This is a genomic window from Acinetobacter sp. V89_4 (genome assembly GCF_029967875.1).
Classification (GTDB): domain Bacteria; phylum Pseudomonadota; class Gammaproteobacteria; order Pseudomonadales; family Moraxellaceae; genus Acinetobacter; species Acinetobacter oleivorans.
In genome coordinates this window covers 266,365-283,578 of record NZ_JASCAI010000029.1, presented here as the reverse complement: position 1 = coordinate 283,578, position 17,214 = coordinate 266,365, and the positions used below count along the sequence as shown (strand labels likewise).

Genomic DNA, 17,214 nt, shown 5'->3' with positions numbered 1-17,214 from the left:
TATAATAAGTGATGATGAATAATGCACTATCGGACATTTTTCACAATCAAACCGAACTCACTCGTGAGCGGTTAAGCTTTTGTGAAGCCAATATTAAAGATCTTAATGAATGGGTCACTACCCTTTCTATTATGCAACTCGGCGATACGTCAAAAGCATTATTCACCGCCATTTTAGAGCTCAATGAATTAAAATGTAGTGAAACCTTACGTTTTGATCTTATACAAACGCTTCATCCCACCATTAATAACGTTCTTGCTAGTCTAGAAAAAAACTTTTTTAACCAAGGTGTTATTAGTACAGACCGTAACGAACATATTATTGAGTTAGCGATGTTGCTGCGTTGCTATTTCGCCAGTATTTATTTAAATATTGCACAAAATAGCCATGGGCAATTACAGCATCAAAAGTTTTCTCTATTTGCCTATAAGCAAAAAAAGAATTTGCAAACGGCACGTACCTTATCGACATTTCATGCCCTACAACAATTAACGAGTCTCTTATATCAGCAGCATATGCTCTATAGTGAGCCTCTTAAAGGACAGTGGCTGGTTGCACATCAGCTCTATGAAACCGCTGTTCAACACAAATATCATCTCATCAATATTAATCATATTCAGGGTATCCACCACCCTCTAGCAAATATTACCCAAGCTTATGCTCAGCTAATTTTGCTCGATATTTTAAATACGAATCAGATTCGCCAATCAGAAATTCAAGCCTTATTTCAATGTAGTTTTGACTGGGCAAGAATGATTCAAATTTTGCCGAAAGATACAGCATTAACCAAATATGTAGTTGACCCAAGTAAAGACCATCCGCCAGTCTATAACACCAAACGCAGCTCTAACTTTAGCCCAAGCATTTTTATAGGCACTCAGGCTTTACTTGAGCATGTCACTGCAACCATGCATAAAAATGCGCAATATATTTCCAAAAATGAAAAGTTTTATTTAAGCCCAGCTTTAAAATTTCATGTTCAAACGATTTTAGGTACAACGGCTCAACGTCGTCACGAACGTTATGAATATAATGCAGAACTCCAAATTTGTTTCGGTTTAAGTACGGCTCATTTCTATCTAGCGAAAGCAAAAAACTTTGAAGAAACGCTACAACTTAACAATAATTACAACTTACAAAGTGAGTCTAAAGTTTTATCCAATTTAGAGAAAAAAGAACAACAAACGACATCTTATCAACGCTTAAGTCGTGAAAGCAAAACCATTTATCAAACCACTGTTCTCGATATTAGTGTCAATGGATATCGTATTAAATGGTCTGGGGAAGCACCGAAAAATCTAAGAACCGGTGAATATATTTTAGTTAAAGAAACTTTGCATGGACAATGGCGCGGCGGCGTAATCCGCTGGATTAAACAGTCGACAGAAAAATCTCTAGAGTTAGGTCTAGAGATTTTGTCACAGGCGATGTTCCCTTGTGCAGTGCATGTTCAGGCAGAGCGTCATACACGCAATTATCATCCTGCACTATTACTACAAACACAAAATCTAGAAGAAATACAAAATACGTTAATTTTACCGGGCTCACAAATTTTTAGAGAGCAACAAACAATTCATTTACGATTGGGGACAGAAGAAATCAAAGTGTATCTACTCAAAGCACAACTCATTACTCAAAGTTTTATTCAATTTCATTTCGAACTTCTGAATGAGCAGCAACAAAATCTGCTTGATCAGTTCATGATGAAAAAGAATAGCAACTCTAGCAGTCAAGATTTATGGGAAGCACTAAAGTGAGAAACTCTTTATTATCTAAAAAGTTAAAACGTACTGAAACACGTTTACTCATTATTGATGACAACCAGCTACGTTATAACCAGATTTTAAATTTATTATTGGGGAATAATTATCAAGTTCATGCTTTATTACTTGATGATCTAAAAAGTTTCGAAAAACAGTTAAATACGCCTTGGGATGCTATTATTTTTGGTCGTGCTTATGACCTAAAAATTGAACAAACACTCTCCCTTATTCAAGCATCTGAGCAGCCACATTTACCTGTTTTATTATTGCAACCTGAAGATTATCAACCTCAGCAATATCAAGCCTATATTCATAAAGGTATTTATGACGTAGTTCCATTAGAGCCATTAGATTATTTTTATATCACGCTTATTCGGACCTTGTCGTATAGCCACTTATTGCAAACTGAACAACGCCTGACCAATGAATTGGAAACTATTCATTCTCATACACAAACATTGGTTAATAACAGTCATAAAGCAGTTGCCCTCTTTCAAGAAGGCATGCACGTTAAGGCAAATACAGAATACCTCAACCTTTTTGGCTTTAAGCAAGAAGAAGAGATTATTGGCCTACCCATCTTAGATGTTTTACAACCCAATGATTTAAATATTTTTAAACAAAGATTTAAGAAGATTTCATTAGGTCAATTTGATCAGGCTCGTTTTGAAATCCAGAGTCAACATGCAGCAATTTCAGGTAATAATGCTTTAAAACTTGAATTTATTCCGAGTCAGGAAGAAGACGCCGTACAGTTAACCATTGACTATCAACTGGATTTACAAACACCTGCCAATACAGCATTTTCTGAAAAAAGTTACGGATCCACTGCGCCTTGGCAACAAATTAATCGACAACTATCGACACACCCTGCTCAAGCGAATGCATTGGTTTTATTCAGACTAAATCAGTGCCCAGAACGAGTGTTTCAACTAGACTGGCAAATACCCGGACAATATTTTAATCAGCTGCAAAGTTTCCTGAAAGAACAGGCTCAAATGCCGATTTTCAATCTTGAACTTGGGGCGTATCTTGGCGTTTTGCAAGCTGAAAACAGTACAGTCCTTAACTCCCAATTGGCTAGTCTGCAAAGTTTGCAAAAAGAGCATTTATTAACGGTTAATGAACTTAATTACTCAGTACAATTCAAACTGAGTTATGCGCAAATTACAGAACCATTAAATGAAGCTAGCCTTGCAAAGCTTCTTGATCAAACAAATCAGCAAGCGTTACCTAAAGCCAAGCCAGAAATTGAGCTAACGCCAACAATCGATCTTATCCCTTCTGAACCTATCAGCTCGTCTTTGTCACTTGATTTAAGCCTTCAAGATGTTGATGCTCCAATGCCTTCACCGTTATTGCAGCAGTTAAAGCAACAGCTGGCACGGGGTGAAATTCATTTAAAATATCAGCAGATTTATGATAAGCATGATCAAGAAACCCATAACTACGAAGTGACGAGTGGTTTTATTGCAGATGAACAGTGGCATGATTTAAATGATTTAGCCGCTTTGCGAGATGATAGTGAACTTTCGATTCAATTAGACCGTTGGATTTTGGTCGAGGCTTGCAAGCAGCTACATAATTTCATCACGCAGTACCCGAAAGCCAAGCTGATTATTAACTTAAATATTGATATCTTACTCAAAGATAAATCAGCCCCTGAACTCATTTCGAAATTACTCACCATTATTGGTAGTAAGCAAGAAAGCCCGTTGATTTTACAATTTTCAGAGCAAGCGATTCAGCCACATCTTGCAATTGCACAGCAACTTATAGCCCGCCTACGTCAACACGGCGCAGAAATTTCAATTCGGGATTTCACATCTTCTATGTATAGTGAATCGATATTGCAACAACTTGATGTTCAATATTTAAAATTGCAATCGAAGAAGACAGAGCTATTAAACTCAGATGCTGGTTTAGCGCAATTACAAGAAAAAATTCTAAATTATTTGACTGTAAAACCTGTTGGGATTTTACTTGCTGATCTTAATGATATGAACTTATTTGCTAATGCTTGGAATGTGGAAGCACGTTTCTTACAAGGTCGTTATTTCCAGAAACGACTTGATCGATTAACAGACGTACAAGACCAATAATGGTCTTGTCGTTCATAAACAAAAAACGGGCATAAAGCCCGTTTTTTGTTTCGTTTTTCAGTATTAACGCTTGATAGAGCGAGACATACCAGAGAAACGTTGTTTGAATTTGTCGATACGACCACCAGTGTCTACATTCTTTTGCTTACCAGTGTAGAAAGGGTGGCAAGCTGAACATACGTCAAGGTAGATAGTTTCTTTACCTAAAGCAGAACGAGTTTCGATTACGTTACCGCAAGAACAAGTTGCAACTAATTTTTCATATTTTGGGTGAATATCGGCGCGCATCGTCGATTACTCCTAATTGTAGAAAGGCTTAAGCTGTCATCGCAATTGATCACTCTCAATATAAATCGAGGAAAGCTCAAAATGAGCAGATCAACACCACAACAGACCATTCTTTTGGCCCACCGAAACCTCTAGGGTTAGAGCTAAGCACAACAAGTGGACAAGATTATACGCCAAATATTTTTTATTTGCGAATTAATCTTTAGATTTAGCCCAGTAATTTGCAATGACCCCGCAAACCATTAATTGAATTTGGTGAAAGATCATAATAGGCAACACAATCATGCCTAAAGGCTGACCAATAAATAAGATTTGCGCCATCGGCACACCACTTGCCAACGTCTTTTTTGAACTACAAAAGAAAACCGTGACTTGATCTGCTCGGTTAAATCCAAAAGCACGAGGTAGATACAGTGCTAATAACATAATGACCGTTAAAAGAACTGAACAAGCAACCACTAAAATAAGCAAGGTTTTCCAATTTACCTGATGCCAAAGACCTGCAACCACTGCCCCACTGAACGCGCCATACACTACCATCAAAATCGAGCCTTGATCGAATGCTTTAACGATACTTGGGACTTTTGCCATATACGGGAAAATATAAGGACGTAATATTTGCCCTAAAATAAACGGCACTAATAGCAACAATGTAATTTGTATAATTGAAGCAGTCGGGTCGAACCCATGTTGGCTTTGGCCTAAAATAAAAAAGCTCACCAACACGGGTGTAATAAACATACCAATCAAATTGGAAAAAGATGCGCTACAGACCGCTCCAGCCACATTCCCTTTTGCAACTGATGTAAATGCAATAGAAGATTGAACTGTAGAGGGTAAAAAGCACATAAACAGAAAACCCCAGTACAGCTGCTGGCCGAGTAGAGGTAACAGAATCGGTTTAGCTAACAAACCAAGCACGGGGAAAATAAAAAAAGTAAATGCGAAGACAAGTAAATGCATTTTCCAATGCAAAACGCCTTCAATTACAGCCTCGCGAGACAGCTTCGCACCATGCAAAAAGAATAAAATTGCAATCGCGACAGTAGTCAGTGTATTGAAATATTGTGCTGCTTGACCACTGACTGGAAAAAATGTTGCTAGCAGTACCATTCCAACTAACAAAATTGTAAATCGATCAAGTGCCAATAACTTCAACATAGCCACATCCTATGATTATTTTAGATAATAAAAAACCCAGTTGATAAATTGACCATCTGGTCAAGCGTTCATCATACTGGGCTAAAAAAATAAAGCTAGACTTTTAAGACCTAAATCTTAAAGTGTCATAGTCAATTTTTAGTTATTTGTCGCATTAGCATCTTGTTGAATCAACTCGATTTTATAACCATCTGGATCTTCAACAAATGCGATAACGGTAACACCGCCTTTCATTGGGCCCGCTTCACGCACAACTTTGCCACCACGTGCTTTAATTTCTTCACACGCTTTATAGGCATCGTCAACACCAATCGCAATATGACCATAGGCATTGCCTAACTCATAACTTGACGTATCCCAGTTATGGGTAAGCTCAAGCACAGTATTGGTTTCTTCATCACCGTAACCAACAAATGCCAGTGTAAAGCGCCCTTCTTCATAATCACGCTTACGAAGTAACTTCATTCCTAATACTTCGGTATAGAACTTTAAAGATTGTTCTAAATTGCCTACTCGCAACATTGTATGAAGCATTCGCATGTTTATTCACCTGCCTTTTCTGATTCATGAGTTTGATGATCTTTTAAAAGCTTTCCAACCCAAACCACTAAAATCAAGATTGGAATACCAATAAGAGTGGTCATCAAAAAGAACTTTGGATAGCCAATATTACTCACTATGGTACCTGAATATCCACCCAAAAGTTTTGGCGTGAGCGTCATGAGTGAACTAAAGATCGCATATTGAACAGCTGTAAATGACACACTCGTTAAACTTGAAAGGAATGCAATAAATGCTGCACCAGCCAAGCCAGAAGCCAAGTTGTCGACAATAATGGCAAAATAGAGCCATAAAGAACTATATGGTTTAATTACCTTACCGCTGACTTCAACTGTTTGGCCAGAAAGAGGATCAATGTATGGGAGCGGCTCAATATTCACATCTAATTCACTTGTCGCTTTTAGATTCGCACTCACTGCATATGGATGAGATGCAGAAAGTATTTTCTGTTCGCCCTCTACTACAGCGACCTTAAGCTCTTTACTCGTTGATGCTACTAATTTTTTCGCATCGATGGTCGTACTAAAAACACCTTTTTGATCAGTCATTTTTGCATCAAAATTTTGCCCATCAAGACTAATTATGATTTTTTGTGCAGGAGTTAAAGCTTGCCCAAAGTATTGGCCTCGAACAACAACACTTCCCTCTCCATCTTTTAATGAAACCTGATCATTTCCCATAACAGGTAAAATTTGTAGAGGTGATTTTGCCAATTCAGTGGTCAGTAACGGCTGAGTACGTACTACAGGCGGCACAGTATTTTGTGCAGCATAAGCAGCTTTCACTTCAATTTGTTTTGTTCCGCTAAAAGCAGAACTTGGAACTTCTAATTTCCATAAGCCTACTTCATCTGGTTTAACTTGATAGCTTTGACCACCAACTTTTACATCAACCATATCTAATGGCTGACCAGATTTTACGAGCCCAATAAAAATTAAATTTGTAGAACTTGCTAAAACTGCACCCACAAACATCAGCTTCATAATGTTTATGCGCTGTGCTAAAAGTCCCCCTAAGAATCCACCGACTAAACTGAATAACACACCATAGATTTTGACTGCTTCGGCAATTTCTTCTTTGCTAAAGTTCAGATCCTGATAAAACACATTGGAAATGACACCAGCAATAATGTCTGAAATACGGAAAAAACCAATGAGAAGTAATAAGACTAATGCAAGTTTGACACCATAACGTTTAAAGAAATCTAAAATGGGAGCAATCCACGTTTCTTTCGCCATTTGCTGATTAACTACACCAAATTTAACCAGTAAATAACCCACAAAAATGGCGCAAGCTGTAGCCGTTAAAAATCTTAAAGCTTCTAAACCAAATAATGCTGCGTTGTCTTTTATATTTCCAGCTTGTGAAATTGCATCTGTAATCTGCCCAGAATAAATATAGGTGACTACAAATGAAATAACAGCAATAAAAAATACAAAAACTAAGCGGTAATAATCACTAGTCTTATAGTTTTTATAGACACGATTTACCTGAGGTTCACGAACGAGTAATGTCGTTACAATACCAACTAGCATAACCGCTGCCATGGTTAAGTAAGTCATTTTCCAAGCTTCGTAAATGTAATTACCTTTAGCAGTCCCTAAGTGTGCAGCTAAAAATAATGCCCCCGCTCCAGCCACAATCATTCCGATTCGATAACCAGCATTGTAGGTAGATGCCAACACGGTTTGCATTTCTGTTTCTGCTAGTTCAATACGATAGGCATCAATTACGATATCTTGTGTTGCTGCTGAAAAACCAAGCAATACTGCACCCACTGCCATTTGAACCAGATAACTCTGACCTAAAGCCGGGTCAGAGAAAGCCATAATACAAATAGCAAGAACGATCAAACACTGTGCAATTAACAACCAAGCTCGTCTTCGTCCTAACATTTTAGTTAAGATCGGTACAGGTAATTCATCAATAAGAGGAGCCCAAACGAACTTAAAAGAGTAACCTAGAGCCGCCCAACTAAAAAAAGTGACTGCACTTTTATCAATGCCCGCCTCTCCAAGCCATAAAGAGAGACTAGAGAAAATTAATAAAATTGGAATTCCGGCAGAAAAACCCAGAAACAGCATAATTAATGCACGGCGATCTAAAAACGCTTTAAAAGCCGAGACCCAACCCGAAGCTTGTGTGGTCATTCGTTTTTTATTTTCCATAAATTATAAATGTGCCTATTCAAACCCTTCTTACAATTGCTTTCAAGATTCTTTATGCAAACATTTTTGTTTTGGCGATAAAAACCGCAAGTTTGCTTGATATTTTATGCTAAACCTGTATACCTTAAGGCTTCAACCTTCGTTTTCTTTTGCTGGATATCAACAGTGACACAAAAACTTGATCAAGTGACTATTTCAACTTTATCACTCGCTAAAACAACCACCACAAACGTCACAGTAAATGCATTTCCTTCAGCTTTTGAGCAACCTGATATAAAAATGACCTTAGATAAGACCGTTTTAAAACCTGAACAACTTACGCATATCCCCGATTTTGAAAAAATTCCAGCTTCAACTAAACGCATCAAACCTCTTAATAATTTTTTAGGTCAAGATCGTGCCAAAGCATCTGTAGAGGCGGGAATTTCTTTACCCTACTCAGGCTATAACATTTTTGCAGTAGGAACTGCTGGTTTAGGCAAACGTACTATGATTAAACGTTTGTTACAGCAGCACGCCAAAACAATGCCAACACCTGATGACTGGGTGTATGTCTATAATTTCAAGCAAGCACGTCAACCTATTGCCCTACGCTTTCCAGCAGGTCAAGGAACTAAGTTTCAACAGGCACATGATCAAACTTGGCAAATTATTTTAAAGCAACTTGAACGCCGTTTTAGTGCAGAGACTTATCACAATCGTATTGAACGTATTCGTCAGGAAACAGGTGATGTACAACAACAAGCGCTTGTTGAACTAACCAAAGAAGGTGAAGAACTCGATTTAAAACTCATTTCTCGTAATGAGAAACACGGTTTTGTTCCTGTACAAGTCAAAGATGATCAGGTTCAAGAACTTACCCAAACAGATATTGATGCATTAAATAGTAAGCAACGCGCTGAAATTGCTGCCAATATTCGCTATATGGATAAAAAACTGGATCGCCTTGGTCTACATTTAGGTGATTTAGAAGATGATGCACGCGACAAAGTGTCTGTGTTAAATCGGGATATTGCAACGCAAGTTGTTATGCCAAGAATGGAGCTTATTTTAAATAAATATGGCCAAGTGAAAGGACTCGAAGATTACTTAAAACAATATGCCCAAGATATTATTGATAATGTTGAACTGATCTTAGAACAAGATGAAGATGATTTTACTCCATCAATGTTCAATCGTGTTCCAGCACGTTATCAAGCCAATGTGATTGTTTCAAATAAACCAAATAGTGGCGCTCCTGTTATTTTTGAAGACTTCCCAACGCACTATAATTTACTCGGCCATGTTGAACAGCTCACCCATAACGGCACAATTACTACAGATTTCACGCTCATTCGTCCAGGTGCTCTACATCAAGCGAATGGTGGTTTTTTAATGCTTGAGGCCGAGCAACTACTTGAACAGCCTTATGCATGGCAAGGTTTAAAGCGTGCCTTAAAATCAGGCCAACTCAAGTTATCTTCTCTTGAACATATGCTGACGTTAACAGGCTCTATCTCGATAGAACCTGCCGCGGTTCCGCTTGATATTAAAGTGGTTCTTATGGCAGAACCTGAAATTTATTATGAAATTTTAGAAGTAGAACCAGAGCTTGGTAGTGTATTTAAAATTCGTGCAGATTTTACTGATACATTACAACGTAATGACGAAAATGAACAAGCCTACATGCAGCTTATTGCTGACTATGTACAAGCGGATAAATTGCTTCCGTTTGATCGTAGTGCTTTAGCAGCGTTACTTACTGACTCAAGTCGCCAGGCTGAAGACCAAAGTTCACTGTCGTTACATGCTTCAACCCTAGGTGACCTAATTCGCGAAGCACATCATCATGCATTTAAAGCGAATGAGAAGCTGGTAACCGACCAGCACATTAACCTCGCTCTACAACATCGCCAATATCGCTTAGGCTATTTAAGAGAGCTTTACTGGCAAGATCTTTCACGTGGTACACAATTAATCGAAACGTCGGGATACCGTTTAGGGCAGATCAATGCCCTCTCCGTCATTCATTATGCAGATGTTGAGTTTGGTTTACCTTCACGTTTAACGGCATCTGTTTATCAAGGTGGCGGTGATATTCTTGATATTGAACGTAGTGTAGAACTTGGTGGCTCACTTCATGCGAAAGGCGTGCTGCTGATGTCTAGCTTCTTAAAAGCTCACTTTGGCCGTGAACAGATTTTACACTTCTCCGCTGCGCTTGCATTCGAACAGAGCTATGGTCAAGTTGATGGCGATAGTGCAACTGTTGCTGAGCTTTCAGCGTTGATTTCTGCGATTAGCCAAATACCAATTGATCAATCATGGGCAATTACCGGCTCTATGAACCAATTAGGACAAGTTCAACCTATTGGCGGCGTAAATGCAAAAATTGAAGGATTTTATGATGCATGTAAACTACAAGGTCTGACAGGTAAGCAAGGTGTCATTATTCCTCGTCAAAACATGCAGCATTTGATGTTACGTCAAGATGTTATTGATGCTGTTCGCAGTGGTCAATTCCATATCCATGCAATTGATACGATTGATCAGGCACTTGAAATTTTGATGGCTCGTCCGGTCGGTACGCTCGATAAGAAGGGTAAATACAGCAAAAATTCAATTTATGCAGCAGTAATGGAACAACTTGAATATTGGCAAGCCATTGAAGATGGTGCTGAAATTGAAGAAGAGCCAAAAAAGAAAAAGAAAAATAAGAAAAAAATTAAGAAGCATGAAGAACTTACAGCTGACGATCTGCCACAAGAAAATGCAGAAGAGATTGCTACCTTAAAACAGAAGTAATAAAAAAGGGCCTGTAAAATACAGGCCCTTTTTTATTTTAGACTTGCAAAATTAACGAACGATTTGAATCGCTCGCCCTCCTGCTAACTGGCTAAAATATTGTTTAAGTGCTTCAACACAACGTTGAATTTTCATTGGTTGTTGATCATGCTTGGCAACCTCTGCATACAATGTAAACGTTGGTAATTTCCAATCTGGCATGAGTTCAATCAAAGAACCATTTTTTAGTTCTTTCTGAGCATCCAAATATAAAATTCGTGCAATACCATGCCCTTGCTGACATAACGCTTTTGCAACTTGTAAATTATTGCTCTGCAAACGGCTTTGCATTTCAATATTGAGCGTTTCACCTGTTTTTACATGTTGAAAATTGAAATGGCGTGAGTCATTCATGACATTAATCGACAACAATTCATGATCTCTTAAATCATTAGGATGCACAATTGGACTAGATTGATTGAGATAACTAGGAGAAGCAATCAAAATTTGATCTACAAAAGCCATCGGAATGATCGAGCTGCTCTCTTCTACAGGAGTAGAGCTCATGCGAACTGCAATATCAATTCGCTCTTCAATTAAATCGATATAACGATGCCCAACTTCGAAATGCACAGATAAACCGCGATGAGCCGACATCCAGTGAGATAATGCAGGAATGAGGTGTTGAACTGCCAAATCAGGAGTTGTCGCAATACGCAAATCCCCGATTAAGTCATCTCTCAATTCATTAATTCTGATTTTTCCCCTTTCAGCCGCCGCCAACATCTCTTGACAGCTTGAAAAAAAAGCCTGTCCGGCTTCTGTCAAACTAAGTTTACGAGTGGAGCGATGTAATAGAGTTACATCCATTTCATGCTCAAGCGAGCGTATCTGCTGACTCACCGCACTTGTTGTAATTCCTAATTCACGTGCCGCACCACTAAATGAACTTTTTTCAACCACACAAGCGAAAACACCCATCGCACGAAGCTGATCTAACATAGGTTTCCTCGAATCTAATTTTAAATTTATAAAAAATGCTTATTGTTGTAATGAAAGCAACCAATTACATTATACGAGGAAACCTAAGTTTTTTGCATTAGCTATTTTGGTAAAAGATTTATAGGATTAATCGGTTTTCCATCCAAACGAATCTGGAACTCGAGCATGACTTGAGATGCACCAGTAGATCCCATTTCGGCAATTTTTTGTCCAGCAGTTATATTATCACCGCTTTTCACAAACATCTTGCTATTGTGGGCATACGCACTGATATATCCGTCAATATGCTTAATTAAAACCAGATTTCCGTATTCTTTTAAGCCATCAGCTGCATAGACAACTTGACCATCAGCTGCGGCATAAATAGGGTCACCCTGATTTCCACCATAACGGATTCCCTTGACATTATTTGCCAAATTAAACCCTTGAATCACTGGTCCATTGGTCGGTTTTATCCAACGTAAGCTCGAATTTGGTGCAACTGATGCCACTGTCGTATTCGTTGACGGTACAGTAGACGGCTGTGTTGCTGGAGCAACAGGCTGTGTAGTTGGCAAAGCAATGGTTTGACGCTTGATTTGCTCAGGCTGTGCCATGACTTGTGTAGATACCGTTCTTGGTGAAGAACCTTTCTTCAAACGTAATGATTGATTGACATAAATACGATATGGCGCAGGAATATCATTCATTTCGGCAATACTGATGTAGTCCAGACCATAACGCATTGCGATACCACTTAAAGTATCACCTGAACGAACTGTGTAATAGTTAGGAGCCATTGCATAGCGAGAACTATTATTAATTTGTGGTTTAGAAGCACAACCTGCCATAGCTACGGTAAAACCTACAACCGCAGACAACAACATAATTTTCATTATTTTGTCTTTTTGGATATGCACTCTGTTTTGTTGCCCAATTAAATGCATTGATCTCCCTCACTAAATGCTACAAATCATTTCGGCTAAGAGTACCAAAAAAGTAAGAGGAAACACGTTCCTCTTTTTCTTTATTCACAAAGTTATAACATTCGAGCTCAATTATTGACTCAAACTGACCTGAAGGTCTTCTAAAACGGCGTAATTTGTAGCATCCATTTGAATAGGTGTAACACTGACATAACCGTTTGCTACCGCAAAGAAATCCGATTGAATCTGGCTTGAAACACGCTCCGGATCTGTAACCGCCTCGCCTGCTAATCCAATCCAGTAAACTTGGCGTCCTCTTGGGTCGACATGGCTGGTAATAGGTTTAGATTGAGCACGACGTCCCTGATACGTAATTTGTGCTCCTTTTAACTTCGGTACATCAGGAATATTGATATTAAAGATGTGTCGCGGAGGCAAAGCTGGCAATCCGCTTGCAATAAAATCATGAACCCATTGAGCAGCCTGAGCATAATCTTCTTTAACATTATAAGCGCGTACATCAGGACCAGCTAAAGAAACGGCAATTGCAGGTTGCTTCATTAAACGCCCTTCAAATGCAGCACCGACTGTTCCAGAATATAAAACATCATCACCTAAGTTCGCGCCACTATTGATTCCACTTACGACCAAGTCAAATTCGAAATCAAACAAACCATTCATAGACAAATAAACGCAATCTGCTGGCGTACCATTCACAGCCCATACATCTTCGGCAATTTGAATTGGGCGCAATGGTCTATCCAATGTTAATGCACTTGAAAAACCACTTCTTTCACTTTCTGGTGCAACCACAACCACACGTCCAAGCGGTTTTAATGCTTCAGCTAAAGCCTGTATACCTGGCGCAAAAACACCGTCATCATTCGCTATTAAAATATTCACTAAAATCTTTCTCTACAAATAAACCTAAAGGTTTTCACAATTGAATTATTTGTTGAATTATATATATTTATGCCTCCATAGCATTATAAAATTGTGAAAAAATGAAAACTTTTGCTCCTTTTTTTCAGGTATTGGGGATCAGTATCACATTGTGTACGCAAGCGGTTTTTGCAGATGAGGATATCTCAACACAAGAAGCTGATAGCTTAATTAAAGATGACATTGCGGCAACGCAAGTCTTACAGGAAATTTGTCCAGCATTCGTAGGGACAAATAAAAAACTTGAGTCAAATACTCAAAAAATTATCACAACGTATCTTCAAGGGTATTCGAATAAATCAATTACCCTCTCTGCTCTACAAAATGATGCAGAGTTTAAAACCCTGTTAAATGAAGCACGTCAAGCTTCAAAACAAATGGACCATCATGAGCAACACGAACTCTGTGAAGAGATCGTCAACTATAAAGAATAGGTTTTTGCTCGTTTAGGGTAGAAGTTTATTTACTGAGGTTTTCTGTTTGGTATTAAGCAGAAAACCAACATAACAATACATTTTTTCCATTTTTTTAACCTGTAAATTGGTTAAGCTATCGACATATTTAAAAATTTTATTTTGGGTTATCGATGTTTATGAAGAAAAGCTTAGTTCAATCGCTCTCTTTGGTTTTACTTATGAGCATGGCAACAGTTGGTTTTGCTGCTGATAAGAAGAAAACAGCTGAAAAGAAAACCGAAAATGAAAATGTTGTTGAAGTAACACCACAGCAAACTATTACTCCTGAAGAATTAGCTGCAATTCAAGTACTTTCTGAAATTTGCCCAAGCCTTATTGGCAAAAAAGATGCTGATTTTGCTCAAGGTTATGAACGTTTAGTAAAAGACTATTTACCAAATGAAGCCGACCCAGTTGCAGCTTTAGAGAAACGTGCTAAAGATAAAAGTTTCAAGAAAGTCTTAAAAGAAGCGCGTAATGATGCAAAAGCTGCTGGTAACGAGCAAAACACATTAGTTTGTCAAGACGTGAAAGCTTATCAATCGCAAAACTAAATTAGTAAAAAACTCTTGAGTTACAATACTGTTTGAAAAAGCCGACTTCCCCCATAGAAGTCGGCTTTGCTTTATCCTAAAATGCTAGGTTCTTCTGCTTCATACAAGATATTGGAATTACCTAGAATGACTCGAAAAAGCGCTATTGCTGCACTCCTCCTCTTACCAAGTTTTTCTTATGCAGCAACTGTCTTATCAGCTCCGCCAGAATTAAATAATAAGTCTTATGTATTAATGGATTATGAGACAGGACAAATTCTCGCTTCTAAAAATGAAAACGAAAAGCTTGCACCTGCTTCAATGACAAAAATGATGACAAGCTACATCATTGAACAAAAATTATTAAAAGGTGAACTGACTGAAAATGAGCAGGTTCGTATGAACGAGTCTGCATGGTGTAAAGGAAGCAGCTCTGAATCATGTATGTATGTTCCTTTAAATGGTACAGCGACTGTTCTAGAAATGCTTCGCGGTATCATTATCCAGTCAGGTAATGATGCATCAAAAGCAATGGCTGAACATATTGCCGGAAATGAAGGCACGTTTGCTCACATGATGAATCAGGAAGCAAAACGTATCGGTATGACAAATACCCAGTTCATTAACTCAACCGGTTTACCGGCAGAAGGTCATTATTCAACAGCTAAAGATATGGCTGTTTTAGCGCAACATATTATTAAAGACAGCTCAAGATATTACCCAATCTACTCTGAAAAAGAATTTACGTTTAACGGTATTAAACAAGGTAACCGTAATGCCTTGCTTTACACAGACCCAAGCGTAGATGGTTTAAAAACAGGTCATACAGATGAAGCGGGTTACTGCTTAACAACTTCAAGCAAACGTGGTCCGATGCGTCTCATTTCCGTTATTTTCGGAACGGATAGCGTTAATGAACGTGCTAACCAAACACGTACATTATTGTCTTGGGGCTTTGCAAACTTTGAAACTGCAAATATTCAACCAGCCAATCAAGTTCTTGCAAAAGCAAAAGTGTGGTTTGGTAAAGAAGATGAAGTTCAAATTGGTCTAGCTGAAAACTTTAGTGTGACTATGCCTAAAGGCAAAGCTAACGGTATTAAAACACAGTTAGTTGTTCAACCTAACTTAAATGCACCGCTTCAAAAAGGCCAAGTTGTGGGCAAACTTGTTGCTAGCCTTGACGGAAAAGTAATTGCTGAAAAACCATTAGTAGCATTAAAACCAGTTGAAGAAGCAGGATTCTTTGCACGCTTAATCGACCATGTTAAACAATTCTTCAGCAACTTATTCTAATTTTTGAATAGTTGAATTAAGCACTCATGCTATTTAGCCTGAGTGCTTTTTTATTTTATAATCCTACAAATTTTATTTTGATACTACTCATGGCAAAGAACATCCGTCCTTATCTTGAACACCGTCCTCAAGTTGATACAACATGTTATGTCGATGAAATGGCCGTTGTAGTCGGTGAAGTCAGCTTAGCCGAAAATGTTTCTGTCTGGCCTTTTGCCGTCATTCGTGGTGACGTAAATAGTATTCAAATTGGTAAAAACAGTAATGTACAAGACCATTGTATGTTGCACGTTAGCCATAAAAATGATGCAAAACCTAATGGCTCACCTCTTATTATTGGTGAAGATGTGACGGTTGGACATCATGTGACTTTGCATGGCTGCACCATCGGCAACCGAGTTTTAATCGGAATCAATACTGTTATTTTAGATGATGTGATTATTGAAGATGATGTAATGATTGGTGCTGGAAGTTTGGTTCCACCGCGTAAAGTCTTAAAAAGTGGTTATCTATATGTAGGAAGCCCTGTACAACAAGTGCGACCACTGACTGAAAAAGAATTAGCGTTTCTTCCTTATTCGGCAAGGCATTATGTAAAAGTACAAAATAATCATAAAGCGGCTCAAGCAGAGCAAGATTAATTAGCTCTATGAAATATCAGCAATAAAATTCTGATTTTTTAAACGATATGGTTTTGTAGTATTGCTCATATCGTTTAGCAGATCACCATAGCCAAAAACCCCTAAATTTCGTATCATACGTCTTTTAAATCATGGTGCTTTTTTATGGCCGCATGGACTCCTCATGTCACTGTTGCTACAGTCGTAGAAAAAGACGGACGCTATCTTTTTGTAGAAGAACATAGCGAAGGTTTTGTACACACAGTATTTAACCAACCTGCTGGTCATGTGGAATGCGGTGAGTCATTAACTCAAGCAGCCATTCGAGAAACACTTGAAGAAACAGGTCATCATGTTGAAATTGATGCCTTGCTTGGTATTTATACGTATACCCCGCCCATGTTTCCGGACCGTACCTATTACCGCTTCTGTTTTCTAGCACATGTGACTCAAGTTGAAAATAATCCTCAACTCGATACTGGTATTGTAGCTGCTGTGTGGATGACACCAGATGAGCTCAAAGAATCTGCTCGTGCCCGTAGTCCACTCGTACTCAAAGCAGTTGAAGATGCCATGAAAGGTCACCATTATCCTTTATCGCTTATTTATGAGCACCCTTTCTCTCCCTCATTAACTTCTCATTTGGATGCCTAGT

Annotated in this window: 15 protein-coding genes; 8 read left to right on the top strand and 7 right to left on the bottom strand. The window is 38.4% G+C overall.

All coding sequences use genetic code 11. The features are described 5' to 3' along the window. The first annotated feature begins 11 nt into the window (after positions 1-11). On the top strand, positions 12-1,757 hold the full coding sequence (locus QLG01_RS17185) for a GTPase (RefSeq protein WP_199986668.1): 1,746 nt from the start codon (positions 12-14) through the stop codon (positions 1,755-1,757). Further along, positions 1,754-3,865, top strand: coding sequence for an EAL domain-containing protein (locus QLG01_RS17180; RefSeq protein WP_282496998.1), 2,112 nt, complete (start codon positions 1,754-1,756; stop codon positions 3,863-3,865). Before QLG01_RS17185 ends, QLG01_RS17180 begins: the two co-directional genes overlap by 4 nt. A gap of 63 nt (positions 3,866-3,928) precedes the next feature. On the opposite strand, the gene rpmE is transcribed toward QLG01_RS17180, so the two are convergent. The 4 genes from rpmE to QLG01_RS17160 form a co-directional block, all read right to left on the bottom strand. Beyond that, positions 3,929-4,153, bottom strand: coding sequence for a 50S ribosomal protein L31 (gene rpmE / locus QLG01_RS17175; RefSeq protein ID WP_004652835.1), 225 nt, complete (start codon positions 4,151-4,153; stop codon positions 3,929-3,931). A 195-nt stretch (positions 4,154-4,348) separates the two neighbouring features. Further along, on the bottom strand, positions 4,349-5,320 hold the full coding sequence (locus tag QLG01_RS17170; RefSeq protein WP_171056844.1) for a bile acid:sodium symporter family protein: 972 nt from the start codon (positions 5,318-5,320) through the stop codon (positions 4,349-4,351). Positions 5,321-5,452: 132 nt separating this feature from the next. Continuing rightward, positions 5,453-5,854, bottom strand: a complete 402-nt coding sequence (gene gloA / locus QLG01_RS17165) for a lactoylglutathione lyase (protein ID WP_005307276.1) — start codon at positions 5,852-5,854, stop codon at positions 5,453-5,455. A gap of 2 nt (positions 5,855-5,856) precedes the next feature. After that, on the bottom strand, positions 5,857-8,043 hold the full coding sequence (locus QLG01_RS17160; protein ID WP_267530844.1) for an MFS transporter: 2,187 nt from the start codon (positions 8,041-8,043) through the stop codon (positions 5,857-5,859). A gap of 165 nt (positions 8,044-8,208) precedes the next feature. Here QLG01_RS17160 and QLG01_RS17155 point away from each other — a divergent pair, with 165 nt between their 5' ends. Next, on the top strand, positions 8,209-10,827 hold the full coding sequence (locus QLG01_RS17155; protein WP_282496997.1) for an ATP-binding protein: 2,619 nt from the start codon (positions 8,209-8,211) through the stop codon (positions 10,825-10,827). Positions 10,828-10,878: 51 nt separating this feature from the next. Here QLG01_RS17155 and QLG01_RS17150 read toward each other — a convergent pair whose 3' ends face one another. From QLG01_RS17150 to surE, 3 genes are all read right to left on the bottom strand, one after another. Next, a complete protein-coding gene (locus tag QLG01_RS17150; protein ID WP_005307284.1) occupies positions 10,879-11,808 on the bottom strand; it encodes a LysR family transcriptional regulator in 930 nt (309 codons plus the stop codon). Positions 11,809-11,909: 101 nt separating this feature from the next. After that, the gene (locus QLG01_RS17145; protein ID WP_282496996.1) at positions 11,910-12,734 is read right to left on the bottom strand and encodes a peptidoglycan DD-metalloendopeptidase family protein; all 825 of its coding nucleotides are present in this window, start codon (positions 12,732-12,734) and stop codon (positions 11,910-11,912) included. Between the two features lie 111 nt (positions 12,735-12,845). Beyond that, positions 12,846-13,616 (bottom strand): 5'/3'-nucleotidase SurE, encoded by a 771-nt coding sequence (gene surE, locus QLG01_RS17140; protein WP_005307288.1) that lies wholly within the window; start codon positions 13,614-13,616, stop codon positions 12,846-12,848. 101 nt (positions 13,617-13,717) lie between these two features. Here surE and QLG01_RS17135 point away from each other — a divergent pair, with 101 nt between their 5' ends. The 5 genes from QLG01_RS17135 (at position 13,718) to QLG01_RS17115 (ending at position 17,213) form a co-directional block, all read left to right on the top strand. Beyond that, complete coding sequence (locus QLG01_RS17135) at positions 13,718-14,089, top strand: hypothetical protein (RefSeq protein WP_005307290.1); 372 nt, start codon at positions 13,718-13,720, stop codon at positions 14,087-14,089. Between the two features lie 152 nt (positions 14,090-14,241). Then, positions 14,242-14,664 carry a hypothetical protein gene (locus tag QLG01_RS17130; protein ID WP_004790891.1) on the top strand — a complete coding sequence of 141 codons (423 nt, stop codon included), beginning with the start codon at positions 14,242-14,244 and terminating at the stop codon, positions 14,662-14,664. A 126-nt stretch (positions 14,665-14,790) separates the two neighbouring features. Next, on the top strand, positions 14,791-15,939 hold the full coding sequence (gene dacC / locus QLG01_RS17125) for a D-alanyl-D-alanine carboxypeptidase PBP5/6 (RefSeq protein WP_005307294.1): 1,149 nt from the start codon (positions 14,791-14,793) through the stop codon (positions 15,937-15,939). Between the two features lie 89 nt (positions 15,940-16,028). Beyond that, positions 16,029-16,580 carry a gamma carbonic anhydrase family protein gene (locus tag QLG01_RS17120; RefSeq protein WP_282496995.1) on the top strand — a complete coding sequence of 184 codons (552 nt, stop codon included), beginning with the start codon at positions 16,029-16,031 and terminating at the stop codon, positions 16,578-16,580. 144 nt (positions 16,581-16,724) lie between these two features. Continuing rightward, positions 16,725-17,213 (top strand): NUDIX hydrolase, encoded by a 489-nt coding sequence (locus tag QLG01_RS17115; protein WP_005307298.1) that lies wholly within the window; start codon positions 16,725-16,727, stop codon positions 17,211-17,213. Position 17,214 lies beyond the last annotated feature (1 nt).

Coding starts and splice junctions, on each gene's coding strand:
- QLG01_RS17185 (WP_199986668.1), top strand. CDS start 12: ATGATGAATAATGCACTATCGGACATTTTTCACAATCAAACCGAACTC.
- rpmE (WP_004652835.1), bottom strand. CDS start 4,153: ATGCGCGCCGATATTCACCCAAAATATGAAAAATTAGTTGCAACTTGT.
- gloA (WP_005307276.1), bottom strand. CDS start 5,854: ATGCGAATGCTTCATACAATGTTGCGAGTAGGCAATTTAGAACAATCT.
- QLG01_RS17160 (WP_267530844.1), bottom strand. CDS start 8,043: ATGGAAAATAAAAAACGAATGACCACACAAGCTTCGGGTTGGGTCTCG.
- QLG01_RS17150 (WP_005307284.1), bottom strand. CDS start 11,808: ATGTTAGATCAGCTTCGTGCGATGGGTGTTTTCGCTTGTGTGGTTGAA.
- QLG01_RS17145 (WP_282496996.1), bottom strand. CDS start 12,734: ATGCATTTAATTGGGCAACAAAACAGAGTGCATATCCAAAAAGACAAA.
- QLG01_RS17135 (WP_005307290.1), top strand. CDS start 13,718: ATGAAAACTTTTGCTCCTTTTTTTCAGGTATTGGGGATCAGTATCACA.
- QLG01_RS17130 (WP_004790891.1), top strand. CDS start 14,242: ATGTTTATGAAGAAAAGCTTAGTTCAATCGCTCTCTTTGGTTTTACTT.
- dacC (WP_005307294.1), top strand. CDS start 14,791: ATGACTCGAAAAAGCGCTATTGCTGCACTCCTCCTCTTACCAAGTTTT.
- QLG01_RS17120 (WP_282496995.1), top strand. CDS start 16,029: ATGGCAAAGAACATCCGTCCTTATCTTGAACACCGTCCTCAAGTTGAT.
- QLG01_RS17115 (WP_005307298.1), top strand. CDS start 16,725: ATGGCCGCATGGACTCCTCATGTCACTGTTGCTACAGTCGTAGAAAAA.